A 20,157-nucleotide genomic window follows, 5' to 3' on the forward strand; every position below is an offset into this window, starting at 1 on the left:
CGGCGAGAATCTGAGGTATTCATAAAATAAAATGCAAAAAAGGCCCAAGCATCTCTGCTTGAGCCAATTTGTAAGATACTTTTTTCTTCTTATGATCTTTAGCGGAACAGCGACAAAGCTGATTGCGAAGAGCTGTTTGCAATCGACAATGCCTGAATGCCGAGCTGCGATTTGGTTTGCAGAGCTTGCAGCTTTGCGCTTTCCTTGGCGAGGTCGGCGTCGGCAATCGCACCGATGCCATTGTTCAAAGCATCCTGAAGTTTGCCAATGAAAGTCTTGTGCACGTCCAAGCGCTTTGCGCCAGCACCCCAGGTGGCCAATTGGGTGCCCAGATTGGTAATCGAGGTGTTGACAAGGCCGAGGGCTGTTGTGGCGTTAGCGGCACTATCGACAGCCGAAGTACCTGTGACGGTGACGACTGCGCCGCCCAAGGCCAAGCTGGCACCGTTGACCGTAATCGTGTTGCCGCCAGCCGAGTCGCCCAGAGCGACAGCATTGTTTGGCGTACCTTGGATCATGTTCGCGCCATCAAATACCGCGTTAGCAATGATGCTGGTGATTTGGTCGCGCAATTGCGCAAAGTCAGCGGCGAGAGCGGCTTGAGCGGAGGCGGTCAGACCTGCTTGAGAACCGGCGAGGGCTTTGCCCTTCATTTCGTTCAGGAGTTCCATGATGCTTTCGCCTGCTGCAATACCTGTATCCAAGATAGAGGCTGCGCGGTCGGTCGATTCACGGACGCGGTCATAAGCGCCGACGTCGGATCTCATCTTGTTGGCAATGGCCCAGATGGCACCGTTATCTTTTGCGGTGGCAACCTTTAAACCCGTCGAAATCGCGTTTTGAGTCTTGTCGAGATCGGAATTGGTTTTGTTCAAGGTTTGCAGCGCGACCATGGCGCCTTGATTCGTGTTTACGCTGAGCATTTCGTAGCCCTCATCCATACTAGGTTGTCACTTGCATTCAGCAAGTCGTATTCGTTTTGAATACCCGACCAAGCTACCAGTGAGTCCTAAAGGCTCCGTTGAGAAGTATGGTAAACAAATATCTAATTCAAAATAAATGCAGGTATTGTCAGGTATAGTTTCTATTTGCTCATCCGCAGTGTTTTTCCCTTAATTTTCAAGGTATTTCTATGAAACTGGCAGCCCCATTTTGCCTTTGCATCAAATCTGCTTCCGTATTAGGCTCGATAAAATTTTATCAAAAAACTGGGGGAAAAATAACATGCGCATCTTTGGTCTTAAGCTAATCCCGCTGATCCTTGCCTCTGTGCTGATCTATATCGTCGGCGCGCTCATCTATGGTGTGTTGTTTTCGGCGCAATGGATGGCCTTGTCTGGCTATACGGCGGAGAGTCTGGCTGGCGAACAATGGCGGATGGCCTTAAGCCCGATCATGCCCGTGATGATCACGATCGGCATGGGCCTTTTGATCAAGGACCGCGGCATCACGACTTTGATGGCTGGTCTGCGGCTCGGCGTGATGGTGGGCCTGTTATTTCTGGTTGCCGCGCGCCTGTACAATTACGCCTATGGCAACGAGCCCTTTGCGCTTCTTTTGATGGATTCCGCCCATCTAATGGCCAATGCCATGATCGCGGGGGCAGTTCTAGGCGCGATGAAAGCCGCCGAATAAGAGGCTCGCGAAGCAGGCCGTGAAGTGATACCCCGTGCCAAAGCCAATCAGGCAGAACCGATGATTCTGGTTCGACAGGGGACAATTTTTGCGCATTTTGATTTCTAATGACGATGGCATTCATGCGCCGGGCTTGGCTGTCTTGGAGCGGATCGCCCAGGCCATCAGTTCAGACATCTGGGTCGTCGCGCCAGAGGTGGAGCGCTCCGGCGCCTCACGCGCTTTGACCTTGACCGAACCCGTTCGAGTCCGGACCGTGGGTGAGCGCCGCTTTGCCTGTTCGGGTACGCCAACCGATTGCGTTCTCTTAGGTGTGGATGAATTGGTAAAAGGCGGCCGCCCGGACTTGGTGCTGTCTGGCGTCAATCGCGGGCAAAACCTGGCTGAAGATACCAGTGTGTCGGGCACGGTCGCGGCAGCCGTACAGGGCATGCAAATGGGCATTCCCTCAATTGCTTTATCCCAAGCGGTCAATTTTCGGGTTGGCCAACCCATTCCTTGGCACACCGCCGAAGCGCATGGCGCAGACGTCTTGCGCAAGCTCTTAGCCAGCCCTTGGCCAGACGGCGTCGTGATGAACGTCAATTTTCCCGATTGCGAACCCGAAGAAGTCACGGGGTAAGAGGCGACCTTTCAGGGCTTCCGTGATGAATGCATCCATCAGATCGACCGCCGCAGCGATCTGCGCGGCAATGATTATTATTGGATTGGCTATCGGGGTAAGCTTTCCAAGCCGCCAGCTGGCTCTGATCTATTGGCCATTTACGAGAACCGCATCTCGGTCTCGCCCCTGCATATCGACATGACCGAACATAGCGCCTTGGGCGCGCTGCGGGAGGTACTTAAAGCATGAGCCAAGACGATGGTCGCGCCCGTATCGTTCTCGCTTTGCGAAAGGCAGGGGTGACAGACCCCTCGGTCCTGAATGCTATCGAGACCATTCCACGGGAGGTCTTCATGTCAGCTGGCTTTGAAGGCCGGGCGTGGGAAGATGCCGCTTTGCCGATTGAATGCGGCCAGACCATCAGCCAGCCCTATGTCGTCGGCATTATGACTGCCGCGCTAGAGCTCACTGGGCGGGAAAAGGTTTTGGAGATTGGAACCGGCTCTGGCTATCAAACCGCCATTCTATCTAAGCTTGCCCGCCGCGTCTTTACATTGGAGCGATACCGCACTTTGCTGCGCTTGGCCCAAAGCCGCCATGAGGCGCTCAAGCTTACCAATATTGTTTCCAAATGCAGCGATGGGGGCTTAGGCTGGCCAGACCAAGGCCCGTTTGACCGCATCATCTTCACCTGCGCGGCACCGGTTCGCCCAGACGCACTGCTCGCGCAATTGGCGCCGGGCGGGATCTTGGTTGCCCCCGTAGGGGCCGGGGCGGTGCAGGAGCTTTTGCGCTATCGCCTACGTGAGGATGGCGTCTTTGAAGAAGAAGCGCTGATGGATGTCCGCTTTGTGCCACTATTGCCGGGTGTCGCCCGCGAGGCTTAAGGCAATGAAGGGCACAGAAACACCTGCTTAACCATGTTGTGCGACAGCTTTGACCATGCGTCGCGCCGTCAGCCTTATTCTCATTGCTACCCTCGCCCTGAGTGGCCTGTCGCCATTGGCGGCTCAGCCCGCGCCGGGTACTCTAGACTTTGATCCGCAAAATCCGCCGACAGAGACCCGGGTGATGCGCGGCGAAACTCTATATGCCATTGCAGAGCGCACCCGCTCGCCATTGGTCGGGCTGATCCAGGTCAATGATCTGCGCGCACCCTTTGCCCTAACGCCGGGTCAGGTCCTGAAACTGCCACCCCTCAAAGTACATATTGTCCGACGCAACGAAAGCTTCTCCGCAATTGCGCGGCGCTATAATGTGGACGAGCGGTCGCTAGCTTTGTTCAACCGCTTTCCTCGGCCCGTGAAATTACTACCGGGCCAGAAGGTTATCTTGCCAGCTTTGGTCCGCGATCAATTGACGGGGTTGGAGCCGCAAGATCTTGTTGCCTTACTGGCCACAGAATTGGCAGCAGGCCGGCCAGTCAGTGGGGCCGTGCCCGGTCAATTGCGCCCAAATGTTGAAGCTGGCCCTGTCGCAAATGTTACCCCGCCAGCGCTACCCAAACGGCCTCTTCCAGAGGTACCAAAGCCCAAGACGACACCATCCACCCCACCCCTAGCCACACCGGGGTCCTTGGCAGCTTCGCCCAGTTTCGCTTGGCCTGTGCGCGGGCGCGTGGTGGAGACTTTCGGCACCAAAGCGGACTTACGCGTGGTGGACGGAATTGAGATTGAAGCCCCGGCCGGCACCCCTTTCAAGGCGGCCGCTTCGGGTACGGTTGCCTATGTTGGCAATCAATTGGCGGGCTATGGCTGGCTTGTCCTGATCCGTCACTCCAACGATTATATGACCGCCTATGCCTTCGCCAATTCGGTCACTGTCCGTGAAGGCCAAAGTGTCACGCGCGGGCAAGTCATTGGCCAAGTCGGCCAAACCGGCCGCGCCCGCTCGCCCCGCCTGCATTTCCAGGTTCGCCACGCCACCAAGCCGGTCGATCCCGTACCATTTTTGGGCTCAAGCAGCGCCAATCCGACTTGAGTGGGGCGTCTTGACTGTTTCCCAGTTTGCGGTTTGCGCTACGGCGTGTTGTTGAGCTTTTCGTCTTGCGTAGAAATACGCCTTTGCGCTGACACCCCTTCAGTCCCTTCAGGACAGCTTCCCCATTAATGGGGAAGCGGCGTCTCCCAACTGCTGCCATTGCCGCTTCCCCGTTTACGGGGTTTCGGCGCATGCGTCGTTATCCGCCGAAGGCGGTGAAGGGGTGTTTCACCCGCCAACTCTCTCAGACCTTGTGCCACAAATTCGTTGCCGGGCCCCGCGCTCCGCTCAGGCTGCGGCGGGGATGACCTCAAAAAAGCTAATCCTGCAGATCGATCGACAGCCCCAGCTGCCCGGCACGATCAATCACGAATTGCCACGCACTGCGGCCAGAGCGCGCTCCACGTTGGGCGGCCCATTGTAAAGCGGTGCGTTCTAGCTCTGGATCATCGGGGGCGAGATTTAACGCCTCGGCATAGCCGCGCACGATAGAAAGCCATGTCGGTTGATCCAAGCTTTGGAAGCCCAGCCACAGGCCGAAACGCTCTGGCAAGGCTACTTGTTCTTCCACCGTCTCTTCGGGGCGAAATTCCGCTTGATTGCCGTCCGGGCGATTGATCAGATGGCGACGGTTGGAGGTGACATAGACCAATAGATTGGCCATCGCGCCAGAAACGCCACCGTCCAACACGCTTTTAAGCGCCTTATACGTCTCGTCCGCCCCTTCAAAAGAAAGGTCGTCGATGAAAACAAGGGCGCGCCAGCCTGCTTCACTTAAACGGTCGGCCAGATCGGGTAAGCTTCTGAGGTCTGTGCGGCCAATCTCGACCAGTTTGAGGTCTGGATGCTGCTTGGAAACCTGATGATGGACGGCTTTCACCAAAGCGCTCTTACCCGTGCCGCGCGCGCCCCATAGCATGGCGTGGTTGGCCGGATGGCCTGCGGCAAAGCGCTCGGTATTCTGAAGGAGGCGGCCTTTTTGTGTCTCCACCCCTTGGATCAAGGCCAAGGGGACACGGCGGGGTTGCGCGACAGGGCTCAAGCGCATCTGATCGCCGCGCCAGACAAACACGTCATGGCCGTCGGGGCTCGGCAAGGGGGCGGGCGCTGGGGCTAAACGCTCTAAGGCTTCGGCGATGCGTTTAAGAAGCACGCGTTGCTCTTTCATGATTTTTTCTTCTTCTTTTCAATCTTGATGCAGGAACCCAAGCCACTTTCGCGCACGATACGCGCCCCTTTGACGATCCCATTGGCCTTGCGCGCCACGCGGCGGGAAGGCTTGGTCGGGCTCCATTTCGCTGGTAGCGGAAGAATGGCGGCGAGGCGGGCAGCCTGCATGGGCGTGAGGTCCTTGGCGTGCTTACCAAAATGATAGAGCGCGCCGGCTTCCGCCCCAAAGATACCGGGGCCAAACTCGGCTACATTCAGATAGGCCTCCATGATGCGCTGCTTAGGCCAAAGGGTTTCAATCAGAACCGTAAAGCCCGCCTCCAAGCCTTTGCGCAGCCACGAACGTTCGGGCCACAGGAACACATTTTTGGCGGTCTGCTGGCTGATGGTAGAGCCACCGCGCAGCTTGCGGCCGCGCTCATTGCTCTTCACTGCCTTTTGGATCGCAATCCAGTCAAAGCCATTGTGACTACAGAATTTCGCGTCCTCGGAAGCAATGACCGAGTAGATCAAATGCGGGCTGATCTGGTTGAGCGCGACAGGATTGCGCCGCACATCCTTGCCTTGAAAGGCACGCTCCACCATCAAGATTGTCCCCGGGATGGGCACGAAGCGGTAGAGCAAGGTCCAGACGATCGGCGCCAACGCGAGGAATAGCATGAACTTCCCCAAGCGACCCCAAAAGCCCTTGCGAGGCTTTGGCTTGGGCGGCGGGCTTACCTGTGGCGCGGGGCTAGTAGCAAGGTTCAAAGTGGCTGTTCCCATTCGGCGCGCACCAGCGCGTCGGTCTCATAGGCCATACTGGTCTCTGCCAAAGCTGAAAAGTCCTCAGGCGGCATCAATTGTTTCAGGGCCCATATTCCAGCCCCGCGCACCAGCGGGCTTTCATGTTGGCTGAGATGACGGGCGGCAGGTACAGCTTCGGCCGCTCCCCGATTGCCGAGGCCAATGGCGACATTGCGTAAGAAGCGGTCGACGCCAATGCGCTTGACGGGGTTTTTGGCAAACAATGCCCGGAAATGGGTATCATCGAGGTAGGCCAATTCGAGCAGGCTCAATTGCTTCAACGCGTCGCGCACGTGCAATTTGGTTTCGCGCGCGGTTTGGGCGAATTTGTTCCATGGGCAGACGGCCAAGCAATCGTCACAGCCATAGATGCGATTGCCCATCGCGGCGCGGAACTCCAACGGGATTGGGCCAGCATGTTCAATCGTGAGGTAGGAAATGCAGCGCCTCGCGTCGAGTTGATAGGGTGCCGGGAAAGCCTTGGTCGGGCAAGCGTCCAAACATGCCGTGCAGGACCCACAATGATCCTTCGTTGGCACATCTGCGGCAAAGTCCTGCGCGATCAAGATACAGCCCAAGAAAAGCCAAGAGCCAAAGTCGGTGGAGACAAGATTGGTATGTTTGCCCTGCCAGCCAAGACCGGCGCGCGCCGCCAGCGGCTTTTCCATCAAGGGGGCGGTGTCGACAAAAACTTTGACTTGCGCGCCACTTTGGCGATGCAACAGCCCAGCAAAGGCCTTGAGCTGCTTCTTGATCACATCATGATAATCATCGCCACCGGCATAGACCGAGATATTGGCCAGATCCGGATGTGCCAATTTCGCCATCGGGTCAGTATCGGGGCCATAATTGACGCCCAGCATGATGGCAGTCTTGGCATCTTCCCACATGGCGGTGGGATGGCTGCGGCGGTCGAGCGTCTCTTCCATCCAGCCCATTGCGCCATGAAAGCCTGCGGCGACGAACTCGCGGAGACGGGTATCTGCCTCCCAGGCGGCGCGTGCATCGGCAAGACCGCAAGCGTCAAAGCCATGCGCGCGCGCCAATTGTTTGACCATAGCGGCATCAAGGGGTTGGGATTTGGACGCGGTCTTGGCCAAAGCGCCCTCCTAAAAGTCCAAATCACCATAATGTGGCGGTGGCGACAGGCCTGCCAGCAAGTCACCCAGAAGGGGTCTGAACGCCGGGCGCTGCTTCAAACGCGCATACCAATCCTTGCCTGCTGGCGCGCTACTCCAACTGACGGCATCGAGATAATCCAATACGGAGAAATGCGCGGCAGCAACCATGTCGGCAATCGACAACTTCTTGCCGCCAATCCAGCCCTCAGCCTCTGCCGCACGGCCAATCTGGTCGAGGGTTTGGGTCGCTGCCAATGTGGCTTGGCGCAGGATGGCGGTGTCAGGCGCGCCGCCACGGGCAAGGGCCTTGCGCGCCTTCTCATGCACGACATTGTCGACAATCGGCCCCAAAGTCCGGATCGCCCGGATCGTCATGGCGCGCACAGCCGCGCGCTCCAAAGGTCCGCCGGGCAAAAGTGGCGGGGTGGGCAAAAGGTCTTCTAAATATTCAAAGATTGCGAGCGCTTCAGAGATGGTCGCGCCATGGCCCCAGGAATCATCGACCAGCACAGGCGTCATGCCATCGGGGGCCACGGCCAGCAGCCCAGCATCGGCTTCAAACGGTAAGGCTTCGCGCACGTGAAAGACGGCGCGCTTCTCACCCAGCGCCAAGCGCACGGCCCGCGAGAGGGGGTCTAGGGTTCTGGCATGAACAAGCAGCATGGATTTTCTTTGTGCGTGCCGCTGGCCAAGGTCAATGATGGCACACAGGTTTCAGAACAAACAGGCAGTGGTCTACAGGAAGGAATAGGGGTCCATGTCGATGCTCACGCGCACACTGCCGGGCACCCGAAATCCGCGTCGCCAAGCCGCCATAAAGGCCGAAAGGTCAACTTCCTTGCTGGACTGGATCAAAAAGCGTCGCCGCCGCCAGCCGCGTATCATGGCCAAAGGCGGTGGCGCTGGCCCCCACACTTCAACGCCATCCGCTGGAAACAACGCGTCGCTGGCCGCTTGGGCGGCGGCATCGGCGGCCTCATCACTTTGGGCCATGATGTGTAGGGCGGCCATACGGCCAAAGGGCGGCGCCCCCACGGCGGCGCGACCCAAGCTTTCGGCTTCGATAAAGGCATCGCGGTCGCCCATGACGAGGGCTTGCAGCGCTTCATTGTCGGGATAATGGGTTTGGATCAGGGCGCGACCGGGCCGGTCGGCGCGGCCTGCCCGCCCTGCCACTTGGCTCAACATCTGATAGGTCCGCTCGCCCGCGCGCGGATCACCCCCTTTGAGGCCCAGATCGGCATCGACAACGCCCACCAAGGTCAAGTTCGGGAAGTTATGGCCTTTGGCAACGATTTGGGTGCCGATCAAAATGTCGATCTCGCCGCGCTCCATCCGCCCGACCAATTCACGCACGGCTTGGGGATTGTGCGCAGTATCGGAGGAGAAAATCTCAATCCGTGCATCGGGGAAACGCTCGGTGGCTTCAGCCGCAATACGCTCTACCCCCGGACCAACCGAGACCAGCCCATCTTCGGCCCCGCAATTGGGGCACGCATCGGGCTTGCGCATGGAAAAGCCGGTCAGATGACAGACTAAGCGGTTGGAATATTTGTGCTCAACCAGCCAAGACTCGGTGTCGGGTGCCTTCATGCGGTGCCCACACTTGCGGCACAAAACCACGGGCGCATAGCCGCGTCTGTTTAAGAACAACAAGACTTGCTCACGCTGTTCCAAGGTTTCCGCCATAGCCTGCACCAACACCGGGCTCAGCCACTGATCGCGTTCGGGTGGATATTCCTTTAAGTCGATCAGACTGACATCAGGCAGAAGGGCGACACCAAAGCGGCTGGGCAGAAGCAGGCGCTGATAGCGCCCGGCATCAGCATTGAGGCGGGTCTCCATCGAGGGCGTGGCCGAGCCCAAAACGATGGTCGCCTGTTCAAACTTGGCGCGCGCCACCGCCATGTCGCGGGCATGATAGCGCAGGCCGTCGTCCTGCTTAAAACTGCTGTCATGCTCCTCATCGACGAGGATCATTGAGAGTTTGGCAAAAGGTAGAAACAAGGCCGAGCGGGCACCAATGACGATGCGGGCACGACCGGCGGCCACTTCTCGCCACGTCCGCCGCTTTTGCGCGGCGCCAATGTCGGAATGCCATTGCGCAGGGGCAGCACCAAAGCGCTGTTCAAAACGGGCGACAATGGCTTGGGTCAAGGCGATCTCTGGCAGCAGGATCAACACTTGCTCATCGGGTCGCGCGATCAAGGCTTGCGCGACGGCCTCCAGATAGACCTCGGTCTTGCCCGACCCTGTCACCCCGTCGAGCAGGAAGGGGCTGAACCCGCCGGCCGAGGCGGCCTTAGCGATCATATGGGCCGCGTCTGCTTGCATCTCAGACAAGGGCCGCGCCGGCAGACTGGGGTTTGGGACATCAAAGGGCAGGTCGACAGGTCGCTCGATCTCTTCCAACGCACCCAGCTTTAGGAGCGCTGTGACAATGCCCGAACCAACGCCCGCCGCCTTGGCGAGGGCAGCGCGGGGGATCGGCTCTTGCGCGCAGTCGAGAACCCGCGCCCGAGCTTCATTAAGTTTGTCAGGGCGCAGCGATGTCGCCACAGCCAAGCGCTCAAACGGACCTGGGCCCAAGGCTTCAGGTTGCCGCAGCACCATGGCCAAAACTTGCCCCGGGGGGGTGACGAGATAGCGGGCGGCAAAATCGATGAATTGGCGCAAAGCGGGTGGGAAAGGCGGGCTATCAAACCGCGACTTAACAGGTTTTAGATTGCTGCCATCGCTGTCGGGTTTAACCGCCCAAACGACACCAATGCGCAGGTTTTGCCCCAAGGGCACTTCCACCACATCGCCCAGCCCCAGTGTCAATTCCGCGGGGACGACATAGTCAAACGCTTCCGGCAAGGGCAGGGGAAGAAGGACGGAAACAACAGCCATGCTTTCCTCCTACGCCAGACAAGCCGACTTGGGCAGGGGGCGGTTCAGCCCAAAGGAGGATTTGCTAACAGATAGCTGCGTCAGATTAGGGCGTGGGCCGCGCGCGTCAAGCGGCGATGCGGGTTTCAAACGCTAGGCCAGATTTCACCAAATGGGTGACCGTCTCAAGGTCGCCAAGCGCGGTGGAGGTGGGGGCATGGCGCGACAACAGCATTTGCGCGCGCAGGGCTGTTTTGACGGCCTGGTCTTCGTGGATGGCCCCAGCACAGCCCGGCTCAAACCCCAAATAGGAGCCGCAAGCCCGCGCGAAGGATTGATGGATGCGGTCGGCTTCTTTCTTATTCTTGACCCGATTGGCCAAAACCCCAATGCGTGCATTCGGTCGGCGGCTTTTCAGTAGCTTCACGAAGGCATAACCATCGGTCAAAGAGGCAGGCTCGTCCAAGGCAACAATCAGCACATCATCGGCATCGGCGGCAAGCTTCAGCATGGCATGGCCGATACCGGCTGCCAGATCGACGATCACGCGGTCATAGGAAAAGCTCAAAGCCGAAATCCCCGCCGCAATGCGTTGGACGTCGCGCTCGCCCAGATCGGCAAAGCTGGCGATTCCATGGCTACCGGGCAACAAGTCAAAGCCACCGGGGCTTGCCGCACCGCCTGCAATACGCATGACGGCTTCGGCCAAGGTTGCTTCCCCATCCATGACATGGGCGAGGGTCAAGTCTGGCTGGACGCCCAATTGTATATCGACATTGGAGAGGCCTAAGTCGCCATCGACCAGAAGAACGCGCTCCCCTTGCTCGGCCAAGGCGCGGGCTAGAGAAACAGCGATAAACGTCTTGCCGACCCCGCCCTTGCCCGAAGCAATCGCGACAATGCGGCCGGGTGGCTTGCGGGTTGGAAACGGCACGATGGTAGTTGCAGAATCGCTCATGCCGCATCCTCTGCTTTGATGTCATCAAATGGCTCGAGCAGGAGCGCTGCGACGCGGTGGGCAGAAGCCAGCGCGATACCGCCTGTGATAAAAGGGGTGGCCGAAATCTGTGCCAAGGCGATGCCTGCTTTATGCAAGGCAAATACCGCCGAGGCCCGCCGCTTGGTCAGGTCAAACCGCGTTACAATCGCACGTTTGGTGCCAATCTCAGCAAAGGCCAGACCCAAGTCCTCAAGATCTTCATAGCGCAGATCGGCGGGCATGCAGAGGATAGGCTCAAGGCCCACTTCCTGCACCAGTCGCTCGGTAGAGCGCATGTCAGAGGGCTGCATCGGGCTGGCAGCAGCGGCATCGACAAAGACGCACTGACCGGCTTGCCGCGCTTGTTTGGTCAGGCGTGAGAGGTCTTGCAACGTTGTGGCGGTTTCAAAGGGCGTGCCCAAGCGATCGGCCATGGCGCGCAATTGCTCAGCCCCGCCGCAGCGCTCGCTATCGACGGAGATCAACAGCGCCTCATAGCCAACGGCCAAGGCCCGCGTCGCAAGTTTGGCAACAGCCGCCGTTTTGCCTGCACCTGGAGGGCCGACCAGCACGATTGGACGCGTTGGGGCAGCTTCAATCGGCTCAAACTTCAGCTTTTGCGATAGGGATTCGGAGAGGGCTTGGCGCAATTGGGCGTGGTCGCTTAGCGCCATGGCCATCGCCTGTTCACGCGTCAGCCCAGCCCGCGTCCAGAACATGGCCAAACGCGATGGCGCAGGCTTGTTGGCTGGTGGCTCAAGAGCTGGAGTGGGTTTGGCTTGCGTGGCAGGCGCGGCCTTGGCGGTTGGCTTAGGCGGAGCTGGTGCAGGCTTGGGCGCGGCTTCTTGAACAAGGGGCCTGGCCGCGGCCTGCCGCCCGAGCAGCGCGGCGGTGCCCCGACCGCTGACGGGTGCTGGTTTTGGCTTGGAGGCTGGGGCAAGCGGGACAATGTCTGCAGCTGCTGGGCGTGGTGCCCCCATCAGGAAATCTTCGGGCTTAAAGTGCTGCGCTAAAGTCTCTTGTTTGGAAGTTGTCCCTAGGACTGGCTTGGCGCGTTCCGGCGGGGAGACCGCAGATTTGGCGCGCGGTTTGGTGCCGGGTTCAGCGGAGGCGCTGATCTCAATGCCGCCGCGCGTGCTGCGCCAGCTTAACACCACCGCCTTTGGCCCAAGCTCTGCCCGCACCTGCGCGATCGCCTCAGGCAGGGTGGAAGCAAAGTAGGTGAAGACGCGCATCAGTTAGTCACCCTAGACACTGCCCAAGGTGCGCAGCTTGGCTTTCGGGTGGATTTCGTTCTGGCTCATCACCATGGTCTGGGCGCGGAAGCGCTCAATCAGCGAGCGGACATAGGGGCGAATGCCGCCAGAGGTCAGAATGACAGGGATTTCGCCAGTCTGGGCTGCACGGTCCAAAGCAATCCGAACGGCTTGCACAAACTCATGCACTTGGCTGGGGGCCAGCGCCAATTGACGGTCGCCGCGTTCACCAACAATCGCTTCGGAGAAAGCCTGCTCCCATTTGGGCGACAGCGCCACGATTGGCAGTGAGCCATCGGGGCTGCGGTTTTGGAAACAAATCTGGCGGGCCAGACGCGCACGGACATGTTCGACCATCGATACCGCATCCATCGACGTGGCTTCGGAAATGGCTTCCATGATGGTGGCGAGGTCGCGGATCGAGACGCGCTCGCGCAGCAGGCTTTGCAGCACGCGCTGAACCGTCGCCCAAGAGACTTGGCTTGGGATGGTATCTTCGACCAGCTTCTGATGTTCTTTCGACAATTCCTTCATCAGGCGCTGGACTTCAGCAATCGAGAGAAGCTCGGCCATATTGTCCTTCACCACTTCGGTGAGATGAGTGGTGAGAACTGTTGCTGGATCGACAATCGTATAGCCCTTGAAGGCAGCTTCTTCGCGGAAGCTTTCAGCCACCCAAGCCGCGGGCAAACCAAAGGCAGGCTCTTTGCAAGGCTCGCCCGGCAGGTTGGGCGTCTCGCCGGCTGGGTCCATCACCAAGAGATGGCCGATGCGCAATTCGCCTTCGCCAGCTTCCATCTCTTTCACGCGGATCGAGTAGCTGTTGTTGGGAACGGCCATATTGTCCAAGATGCGCACGGCAGGCATGACAAAGCCCAGTTCTTGGGCGATCTGGCGGCGCAGCGCTTTGATCTGATCGGTGATGCGGCGACCTTGGACGTCATTGACCAAGGCTAACAAGCCATAGCCTAACTCGATCTTGAGCTCATCGATGGAGAGCGCTGTTGCAATTGGCTCATCTTCTTCAGGCTTTGGTGGCGCATTGGCCGCATCATGGGCTGCGACGTCGGTGGTAAACTGTTTGTCGGCTTCGGCCTTCCACAGCTTATAAGCCAGATAACTCGCCCCGGCCCCAATCAACCAAAAGGCAATCATGGGCATGCCAGGCAGGACGCCTGCGATGAAAGCCGTCGCGGCCACCATCCCCAACGCTTGTGGGCTCCCTGCCAACTGGCGGGCCAGTGCGGTTTCTGCGGCCTCTTCCACGCCTGCTTTTGCCACCAACATACCAGCGGCGAGCGAGATGATGAGGGCTGGGATTTGGCTGATCAGGCCGTCGCCAATCGTCAATTGGGTGTAGGTGGTGCCAGCTTCGCTAAAGCTAAGGCCTTCTTGGGCCATACCGATGATCATGCCGCCAATCACATTGATGGCGGTGATGATCAGGCCTGCAACCGCGTCACCGCGCACAAACTTGGATGCACCATCCATCGCCCCGAAGAAGTTGCTTTCGCCTTCCAGTTCTTTCCGGCGGCGGCGGGCTTCTTCTTCATTGATGAGGCCAGCCGACAAATCGGCGTCCACGGCCATTTGCTTGCCGGGCATGGCGTCCAAGCTGAAGCGTGCAGCGACTTCGGCGATACGCGTCGAACCCTTGGTGATGACGACGAAATTCACGATCACCAAGATGATGAAAACAATAATCCCGATGACGAAATTACCGCCCATGATGAAGTCACCAAAGGCGGCAATGATCTCACCAGCTGCGTCGGGGCCTTCGTGACCATGGCTTAGGATCAAGCGGGTCGAGGCGATATTCAGGCCGAGCCTAAACATGGTGGCCACCAGCAATACGGCTGGAAAGGCGCTAAATTCCAGCGGCTTGCGGATGAACAGCGCCGTCATCAAGATCAGCACAGAGCTTGTGACCGAAATGGCCAACAAGAAGTCCAGCAGGAAGGGTGGCAGGGGGATGATCAGAAGGACCACCAGCCCAACAACCCCAACCCCCATCAAGACTTGGCCTGTCATCACCCCTTGGAAGAAGGTCGACAGGCTGAATTGCGGGGCCTTTGGGTTCGTACCTATTCCTGCGGAAGTGTCGGTCATGGACTAGGCTTATCCGTATACAAAGCGGGGTTCATTGGCACCGGGCGCTGGCACATCGATGCCCGCATCCAAGTAAAGCTTCAGCTTGTTGCGCAGCGTCCGGATCGAGATGCCGAGGATTTGGGCCGCATGGGTGCGGTTGCCATAGCAATGCTTCAGCGTGTCGAGGATCATTTCCTGCTCGACCGCTTCAATCGTCCGGCCGACCAGATTAACAGGCGCGCTTTGAACCGCTTGCGCAGCCAAAATGGCTTGTCCGGCGGTAGCGACATGCGGGTTCAGGGCTGAAGCTGTGCCCAACGCTGACCCGTCGGGCAGGCGAATGTCGCCAATCTCAATCTCTGGCCCAGCCGACAGAAGGACTGCGCGGTGCATGGCATTTTCCAATTCCCGCACATTGCCACGCCAAGGATTAGCCTTGATGGCATCGAGCGCTACGTTTGAAATCCCCTTTGGCTTCAAGCCATTGGCGGTGGTGTATTTCTTGATGAAATAGGTCGACAGCGCGACCAGATCGCCTGGACGGTCGCGCAAGGGTGGAATGCACAGATTGACGACATTGAGCCGGTAATAGAGGTCTTCGCGGAATTTCCCGGCGCGTACATCCTCTTCCAAATTGCGGTTCGAGGTTGCGAGGATGCGGATATTGACCGGCACGGGTTTGGAGCCGCCGACGCGATCAATGACCCGCTCTTGGATGGCACGCAGAAGCTTTGCCTGCAGGCGAATGTCCATCTCGCTGATTTCGTCGAGCAGAAGTGTGCCGCCATCGGCTTCTTCAAACTTACCGATCCGGCGGGCTAAAGCACCGGTAAAGGCACCTTTTTCATGGCCAAACAGCTCTGATTCCAGAAGATTATCCGGAATCGCTGCGCAATTGACGCTGATGAAAGCTTTGTCGGTGCGGCGGGAATTCTGGTGCACAAAGCGCGCCATGACTTCTTTACCAACGCCACTTTCGCCCGTGATCAGAACACTGGCTTCTGATGGGGCAATTTGTTCGGCCAACCGGATCACGGCCTTCATGGCAGGATCATGGGCGATCAGTGGCCGATTGTCGTCGGTGATGGCGGCGAGGACGGCTGCGATCAACTCTGGGTCCGGTGGCAAAGGCAAGAATTCTTGCGCGCCTTGCCGAATGGCATTGGCAGCCGTGCGTGGATCGGTGGAGACGCCACAGGCAACAACCGGCACAATGATATGCTCGGCCTCGTTCTGCGCAATCAAGGCTGCGATATCATGGCTGACATCGACCAGAAGCAGATCTGCCCCTTTGCCATTGCGCAAGGCCGTGGTGGCCTGGGCAATGGTGTCGACCTGGAACACTTTGGCACCGCGATCCATCGCAATCTTGGATGCGACGGCGAGCTGCCCACTCATGTTGCCAACAATCAAAACTCGCATTTTCGGTCTCCTCACGCCTAAGCGTGTTCACTAGTCTTGCGCTTCTGCGCGCGGTCGTTCGGGTTCAAGGTCTATGAGTTGGTGTCATTGTCCTTGATGATTTCAGTCATGGTCACGCCCAGTCTTTCGTCGACGACGACAAGCTCGCCGCGCGCCACGAGGCGGTTGTTCACATAAATGTCGATGGCTTCCCCGACGCGTCGGTCGAGCTCGATCAAGGACCCCCGTGCGAGCTTCAGAAGCGAGGCCACATCCATCGTCGCGCGGCCAAGCACCGCCTTAATGTTCACCGGCACATCGAAGACCGGTGCCAGATCAGTCGCTGAGCGGGTGTATTGCTGCGGGACTTCGGCCTGTGCGGCCTCTTCTGGCAGGGGATCAAGCTCCGAGAGGTCGGGCAGATCGTAGGACTCGTTGTTTTCGTCCATTTCAGGCCTCCTCAGGTCTGGGTCATGTCGAGGCTTAAGCCTTCAGCGTCTGCTGAGGCCAGCCAGTTTTGAGCAGAAGTTTCAATCTCGGCGAGGGCACTTGCACGGTCGTGCACAATGCGCCCATCGCCCCAATCCAGGGTGCAATCCCCGGTCTGAGCTTGAGGATCAGGACGCACCGCGATTTCGCCGGTAAAGCCAGCTTCGTGGGCGCACCCAATCAGGCGTTCTTCAATCGTCTCGGCCAAGTCGGGCGAGACCCGGACAACGAGGCGCGGTGTGTCGCGCAAATGGGCGACAGCAGAGGCAACAATCGCCTCAACCCGGTCTGCGCCATAGGCGTCCAGGGCATCGTGAGCGACCGAGCGTGCGGCGGCGAGCGCAACTTCGGTTGCATCTTGGCGCAGGCTATGGGCCTCCTCATTCAGGCGACCCAACATCATTTGCATCATGCGGGCGATCGCGCGCAGGGATTCGCTGGTTGCCCGCTCGACCTTTACCAATTCCGCCGCCTGCCCTTCGGCAAAGCCTGCGGCATGGGCAGCGGCCACATCCTCGTCAGTCAAAACCTTACGGCGGTTCGAGGCGCTAGGCGGCGTGGCACCGGTTTTGGTGAACATGGGCTCGAAGCTATATTTTGAAGAGTGAACCATCATGCGCCTCAGTAAATCAGCTCATCATCACGCCCGCCTTCGGCGAGCATGATTTCGCCACGCTGGGCTAAGTCTTTGGCGATCTGGACCATGCCGGACTGCGCGCCATCGACATCCTTCAGGCGCACAGGGCCCATCGAGGCCATGTCATCGCGCATGATTTTCGCGGCGCGTTCGGACATGTTGCTAAAGAACAGATTGCGCAGCTCGTCGGACGCCCCTTTGAGCGCCAAGGCCAGCTGCGACTTCTCGACCGCCCGCAACAGGGTTTGAACCCCACCTGGATCGAGCTTTTTCAAGTCTTCAAACACGAACATCAAGGAGCGAATCCGCTCGGCCGCTTCGCGGTTGCGCTCTTCCAAGGCCCCGATGAAACGGTTCTCGGTGGCGCGGTCGAAATTGTTGAAGATCTCGGCCATTAATTCATGGCTGTCGCGCTTGGAAGTCCGCGCCAAATTGCTCATGAATTCGTTGCGCAAGGTGATTTCGATTTTTTCCAGAATGTCGCGTTGGATCGGCTCCATGTGCAGCATCCGGTTCACGCACTCGAGCGCAAAATCGTCTGGCAGCGCGGATAAAACCCGCGCCGCATGGTCTGCCTTTACCTTCGACAGGACCACAGCCACCGTCTGGGGATATTCGTTCTTCAGATAATTGGCCAAAGTCGTTTCCGCGACATTGCCCAATTTGTCCCACATGGTTCGACCGGCCGGACCCCGGATTTCTTCCATGATGGCTTCCACCTTTTCAGGTGGCAAGATGGAGGCCAAAAGACGCTGGGTCTGTTCATAGGACCCCATGACCGCGCCGGTATTGGAAATGCGACCGACAAAGTCGACCACCAATTCTTCCACTGCGTCAGATTGCACATTGCCCAAATTGGACATGGCTTGTGAAATTTCTTTGATTTCTTCTTCATCGAAGAATTCCCACAAAGTCTTGTGGTCTTCCCCTAAAGCCAACAGGAAGACGGCTGCCTTCTCGGCGCCTTTCAGTTCACTCAAGGATGCGATGGCTGCCATCTATCTGCGCTCCTGCAGCCAAGCCCGGATGACCGAAACGGTCTGCTCAGGATTTTCGCTCACCATTTGAGAGACTTGCTTCATCGCATTGGCGTTGACGGAGCCTTGGATGCGCGCAATGTCGACGCGTTCATCGCCTGTACCAGCCTCACCTCCAGGCAGCGCAGCGACGCTGCCCGCCCCTGCCATACCCATAGCTTGGCCGGGCAGACCCATGGGCATGCTCGCGGAACCAGCGCTCGACGAGTCAAACACGCCTTTAACCAGAGGACGGGCGACGAAGAATAGAAGGGCGGCGGCAACCAAAGTCATCGCAAGGATTTCAGCGCCGCGCATGATGTCGTTTTTGTCAAAAGCAAAGGCGCTAGGCGCTTTAGAGCCAGCGTCGGCAGCAGCCTTGGCAAAGCGCACATTGACCACTTCGATCTTGTCGCCGCGCTCTTCATTAATGCCGGCAGCCGAGCTAACCAAGGCCGCTATCTGCTTCATTTCGGCCTCAGGACGTGCGGCCCATTTGGGCGCTTCACCTGCTTTGGCCACCGGCGTTGAGACACCGTCGACAGCAACCGCAACTGACAGACGCGTCACTTTGCCTGGCGTGATGACTTCGGTGCGGGTGCTTTTTGAAATCTCGTAATTGACGGTTTCGTCGGTGCGGTTGGAGTTGGATTCTTGTCCCCCTGCTGCACCGGGCGTTTGGCCGTCGGGGACGTTTTGGGCTTGGGTGACGCCTTGATCATTGGCTTTATCGGCAGCCACTTCTTCAATGGTCCGAGTGGAGCGTGGTGCCACTTGATCGGGATTGAAGTTTTCCTCGGTTTTGGTGACTTGGCTGAAGTCCAGATCAGCAGAAACTTGCACCCGCGCAGCACCTGGGCCGACAATGCCTTCAACGATTTCCTGCAAACGACGGCGCAGGCGCTCTTCATATTGGCTGGTGCGATCATCCATAGCTGCCGACGATGCGTCTGCGCCAATGCTGGCGCCGGCGAGCAATTCGCCGCGCTCGTCCAAAATCGTCACTTTATCGGGCGAAAGCCCTTGAACCGCAGCTGCGACGAGACTGCGAATGGCGTTGATTTGCTTTTCCGATAGCGACCCGCGCTCTAGCCCAACCACGATCGACGCAGTCGGTGGCTCTGAATTGGTTTGGAACAGAGCCTTCTCAGGCAGAACCAAATGGACGCGCGCGGCGTTAACGGTGTCGAGGCTATCAATTGAGCGCGCCAATTCGCCTTCCAGCGCCCGCAACTTGTTGACATTCTGCACAAAGGAGGTGGCACCCAAGGCGTCTTGCTTGTCAAAAATCTCGTAACCAATCGAGCCTTGGCCGGGCAGACCGTCTGCAGCCAGACGCATGCGGGCTTCGGCGACCTTTGAGCGGGGAACAAAAATGCTCGACCCATCGGGGGAAAGTTGGAAATCAACCTTGGCAGCCGTCAGGCTTTCGCTCACCGCTGCTGCATCTTTTGCGGACAAATCTGAATAAAGCAGTGAACGCTCTTCTGCACCAACGCGGAACATAATCGCGAACAAGGCTGCAGCCACCAATGCTGTCACTGCAAAGGCGGCGATCAGCTTTGCTGGACCTGCTGACTTCAAAATCGAGATAAATCGTTCCAACGACCCGCTCCGCTTGAAGCGCCAAAACCCGCAGCCTTAAAGGGTCTGTGGGGTGTTCGGGCGCTCCGTCACCTTGTTTCGCGCTGGCATGCTTCGGTCGGTTTTAGACGATCCGAATGAGACGCAGCACGGTGGCAAAGTGACCGAATAGCCTTCATGGCTACTCGGTCATTTTTGCCTGCTAGGCAGCTTTTTCCGGGTGTTAGGTAAAAGACACGTTAATTTCGGCGGTTAAGCCTGCAAACTTAACGGTAGTTTTGGATGCGTGTGACACGCAGTCCTGGAAGACCGTGACGGTCCACCTGACGTTGCCAGCCGAGAAATTCCTCCGCTGTGATGCGATAGCGCGCGCACGCATCCTCAAAGCTGAGCAGACCGCCTTTAACAGCAGCAACTACTTCAGCCTTGCGGCGTGCGACCCAACGTTCTGTGTTGGGTGGTGGTAAACTCGACAAAGTAAGAGGTGTACCCTCTGGACCCGTCACCGATAATTCCCGTTGCATGGCGTGCACCATG

Annotated in this window: 18 protein-coding genes and 1 pseudogene; 4 read left to right on the forward strand and 15 right to left on the reverse strand. The window is 58.4% G+C overall.

Annotated features, from left to right (window positions below; all coding sequences use genetic code 11):
• Positions 1-98: 98 nt before the first annotated feature.
• Entirely contained in the window at positions 99-923 is an 825-nt protein-coding gene (locus tag ACOVRA_RS01190) for a flagellin (protein WP_421718720.1), read from the reverse strand.
• A gap of 301 nt (positions 924-1,224) precedes the next feature.
• On the opposite strand from ACOVRA_RS01190, the gene ACOVRA_RS01195 reads away from it, so the two are divergent.
• The 4 genes and pseudogenes from ACOVRA_RS01195 (at position 1,225) to ACOVRA_RS01210 (ending at position 4,219) form a co-directional block, all read left to right on the forward strand.
• The gene (locus tag ACOVRA_RS01195; protein ID WP_421718721.1) at positions 1,225-1,635 is read left to right on the forward strand and encodes a DUF1761 domain-containing protein; all 411 of its coding nucleotides are present in this window, start codon (positions 1,225-1,227) and stop codon (positions 1,633-1,635) included.
• 88 nt (positions 1,636-1,723) lie between these two features.
• Positions 1,724-2,488, forward strand: a pseudogene (gene surE, locus ACOVRA_RS01200) (5'/3'-nucleotidase SurE).
• A complete protein-coding gene (locus ACOVRA_RS01205; RefSeq protein ID WP_290808609.1) occupies positions 2,485-3,126 on the forward strand; it encodes a protein-L-isoaspartate(D-aspartate) O-methyltransferase in 642 nt (213 codons plus the stop codon). The pseudogene surE and the gene ACOVRA_RS01205 overlap by 4 nt, the downstream one beginning before the upstream one ends.
• 55 nt (positions 3,127-3,181) lie before the next feature.
• Complete coding sequence (locus tag ACOVRA_RS01210) at positions 3,182-4,219, forward strand: peptidoglycan DD-metalloendopeptidase family protein (RefSeq protein ID WP_421718722.1); 1,038 nt, start codon at positions 3,182-3,184, stop codon at positions 4,217-4,219.
• A gap of 319 nt (positions 4,220-4,538) precedes the next feature.
• Here the strand turns inward: ACOVRA_RS01210 and ACOVRA_RS01215 are convergent, their stop codons facing one another.
• The 14 genes from ACOVRA_RS01215 to ACOVRA_RS01280 all read right to left on the reverse strand — a co-directional run bounded on the left by ACOVRA_RS01215 (position 4,539) and on the right by ACOVRA_RS01280 (position 20,144).
• Positions 4,539-5,387, reverse strand: coding sequence for an ATP-binding protein (locus ACOVRA_RS01215; RefSeq protein ID WP_421718723.1), 849 nt, complete (start codon positions 5,385-5,387; stop codon positions 4,539-4,541).
• Positions 5,384-6,154 (reverse strand): monofunctional biosynthetic peptidoglycan transglycosylase, encoded by a 771-nt coding sequence (mtgA, locus tag ACOVRA_RS01220; protein ID WP_298230632.1) that lies wholly within the window; start codon positions 6,152-6,154, stop codon positions 5,384-5,386. The genes ACOVRA_RS01215 and mtgA overlap by 4 nt, the downstream gene beginning before the upstream one ends.
• Positions 6,136-7,233, reverse strand: coding sequence for a tRNA epoxyqueuosine(34) reductase QueG (gene queG / locus ACOVRA_RS01225; protein ID WP_421718738.1), 1,098 nt, complete (start codon positions 7,231-7,233; stop codon positions 6,136-6,138). Before queG ends, mtgA begins: the two co-directional genes overlap by 19 nt.
• Before the next feature lie 51 nt (positions 7,234-7,284).
• Positions 7,285-7,959 (reverse strand): glutathione S-transferase family protein, encoded by a 675-nt coding sequence (locus tag ACOVRA_RS01230; protein ID WP_290808624.1) that lies wholly within the window; start codon positions 7,957-7,959, stop codon positions 7,285-7,287.
• Positions 7,960-8,031: 72 nt separating this feature from the next.
• A complete protein-coding gene (locus tag ACOVRA_RS01235) occupies positions 8,032-10,188 on the reverse strand; it encodes a primosomal protein N' (RefSeq protein ID WP_421718724.1) in 2,157 nt (718 codons plus the stop codon).
• Between the two features lie 106 nt (positions 10,189-10,294).
• Positions 10,295-11,125, reverse strand: a complete 831-nt coding sequence (locus ACOVRA_RS01240; RefSeq protein ID WP_421718725.1) for an AAA family ATPase — start codon at positions 11,123-11,125, stop codon at positions 10,295-10,297.
• A complete protein-coding gene (locus ACOVRA_RS01245; protein WP_421718726.1) occupies positions 11,122-12,381 on the reverse strand; it encodes a hypothetical protein in 1,260 nt (419 codons plus the stop codon). The genes ACOVRA_RS01240 and ACOVRA_RS01245 overlap by 4 nt, the downstream gene beginning before the upstream one ends.
• 12 nt (positions 12,382-12,393) lie before the next feature.
• On the reverse strand, positions 12,394-14,511 hold the full coding sequence (flhA, locus tag ACOVRA_RS01250; RefSeq protein WP_421718727.1) for a flagellar biosynthesis protein FlhA: 2,118 nt from the start codon (positions 14,509-14,511) through the stop codon (positions 12,394-12,396).
• A gap of 9 nt (positions 14,512-14,520) precedes the next feature.
• Positions 14,521-15,915 (reverse strand): sigma-54-dependent transcriptional regulator, encoded by a 1,395-nt coding sequence (locus tag ACOVRA_RS01255; protein ID WP_290808640.1) that lies wholly within the window; start codon positions 15,913-15,915, stop codon positions 14,521-14,523.
• Positions 15,916-15,986: 71 nt separating this feature from the next.
• Entirely contained in the window at positions 15,987-16,343 is a 357-nt protein-coding gene (gene fliN, locus ACOVRA_RS01260; RefSeq protein WP_421718728.1) for a flagellar motor switch protein FliN, read from the reverse strand.
• A gap of 11 nt (positions 16,344-16,354) precedes the next feature.
• A complete protein-coding gene (locus ACOVRA_RS01265) occupies positions 16,355-16,963 on the reverse strand; it encodes a hypothetical protein (protein WP_421718729.1) in 609 nt (202 codons plus the stop codon).
• Positions 16,964-17,004: 41 nt separating this feature from the next.
• A complete protein-coding gene (gene fliG, locus ACOVRA_RS01270; protein ID WP_290808649.1) occupies positions 17,005-18,018 on the reverse strand; it encodes a flagellar motor switch protein FliG in 1,014 nt (337 codons plus the stop codon).
• Positions 18,019-19,641 carry a flagellar basal-body MS-ring/collar protein FliF gene (gene fliF, locus ACOVRA_RS01275; RefSeq protein WP_421718730.1) on the reverse strand — a complete coding sequence of 541 codons (1,623 nt, stop codon included), beginning with the start codon at positions 19,639-19,641 and terminating at the stop codon, positions 18,019-18,021.
• 245 nt (positions 19,642-19,886) lie between these two features.
• Positions 19,887-20,144, reverse strand: coding sequence for a DUF1153 domain-containing protein (locus ACOVRA_RS01280; protein WP_290808655.1), 258 nt, complete (start codon positions 20,142-20,144; stop codon positions 19,887-19,889).
• Positions 20,145-20,157: the final 13 nt, after the last annotated feature.

Origin of the sequence: Aquidulcibacter sp., from assembly GCF_049239865.1 — a bacterium.
Lineage (GTDB): Bacteria > Pseudomonadota > Alphaproteobacteria > Caulobacterales > Aquidulcibacteraceae > Aquidulcibacter.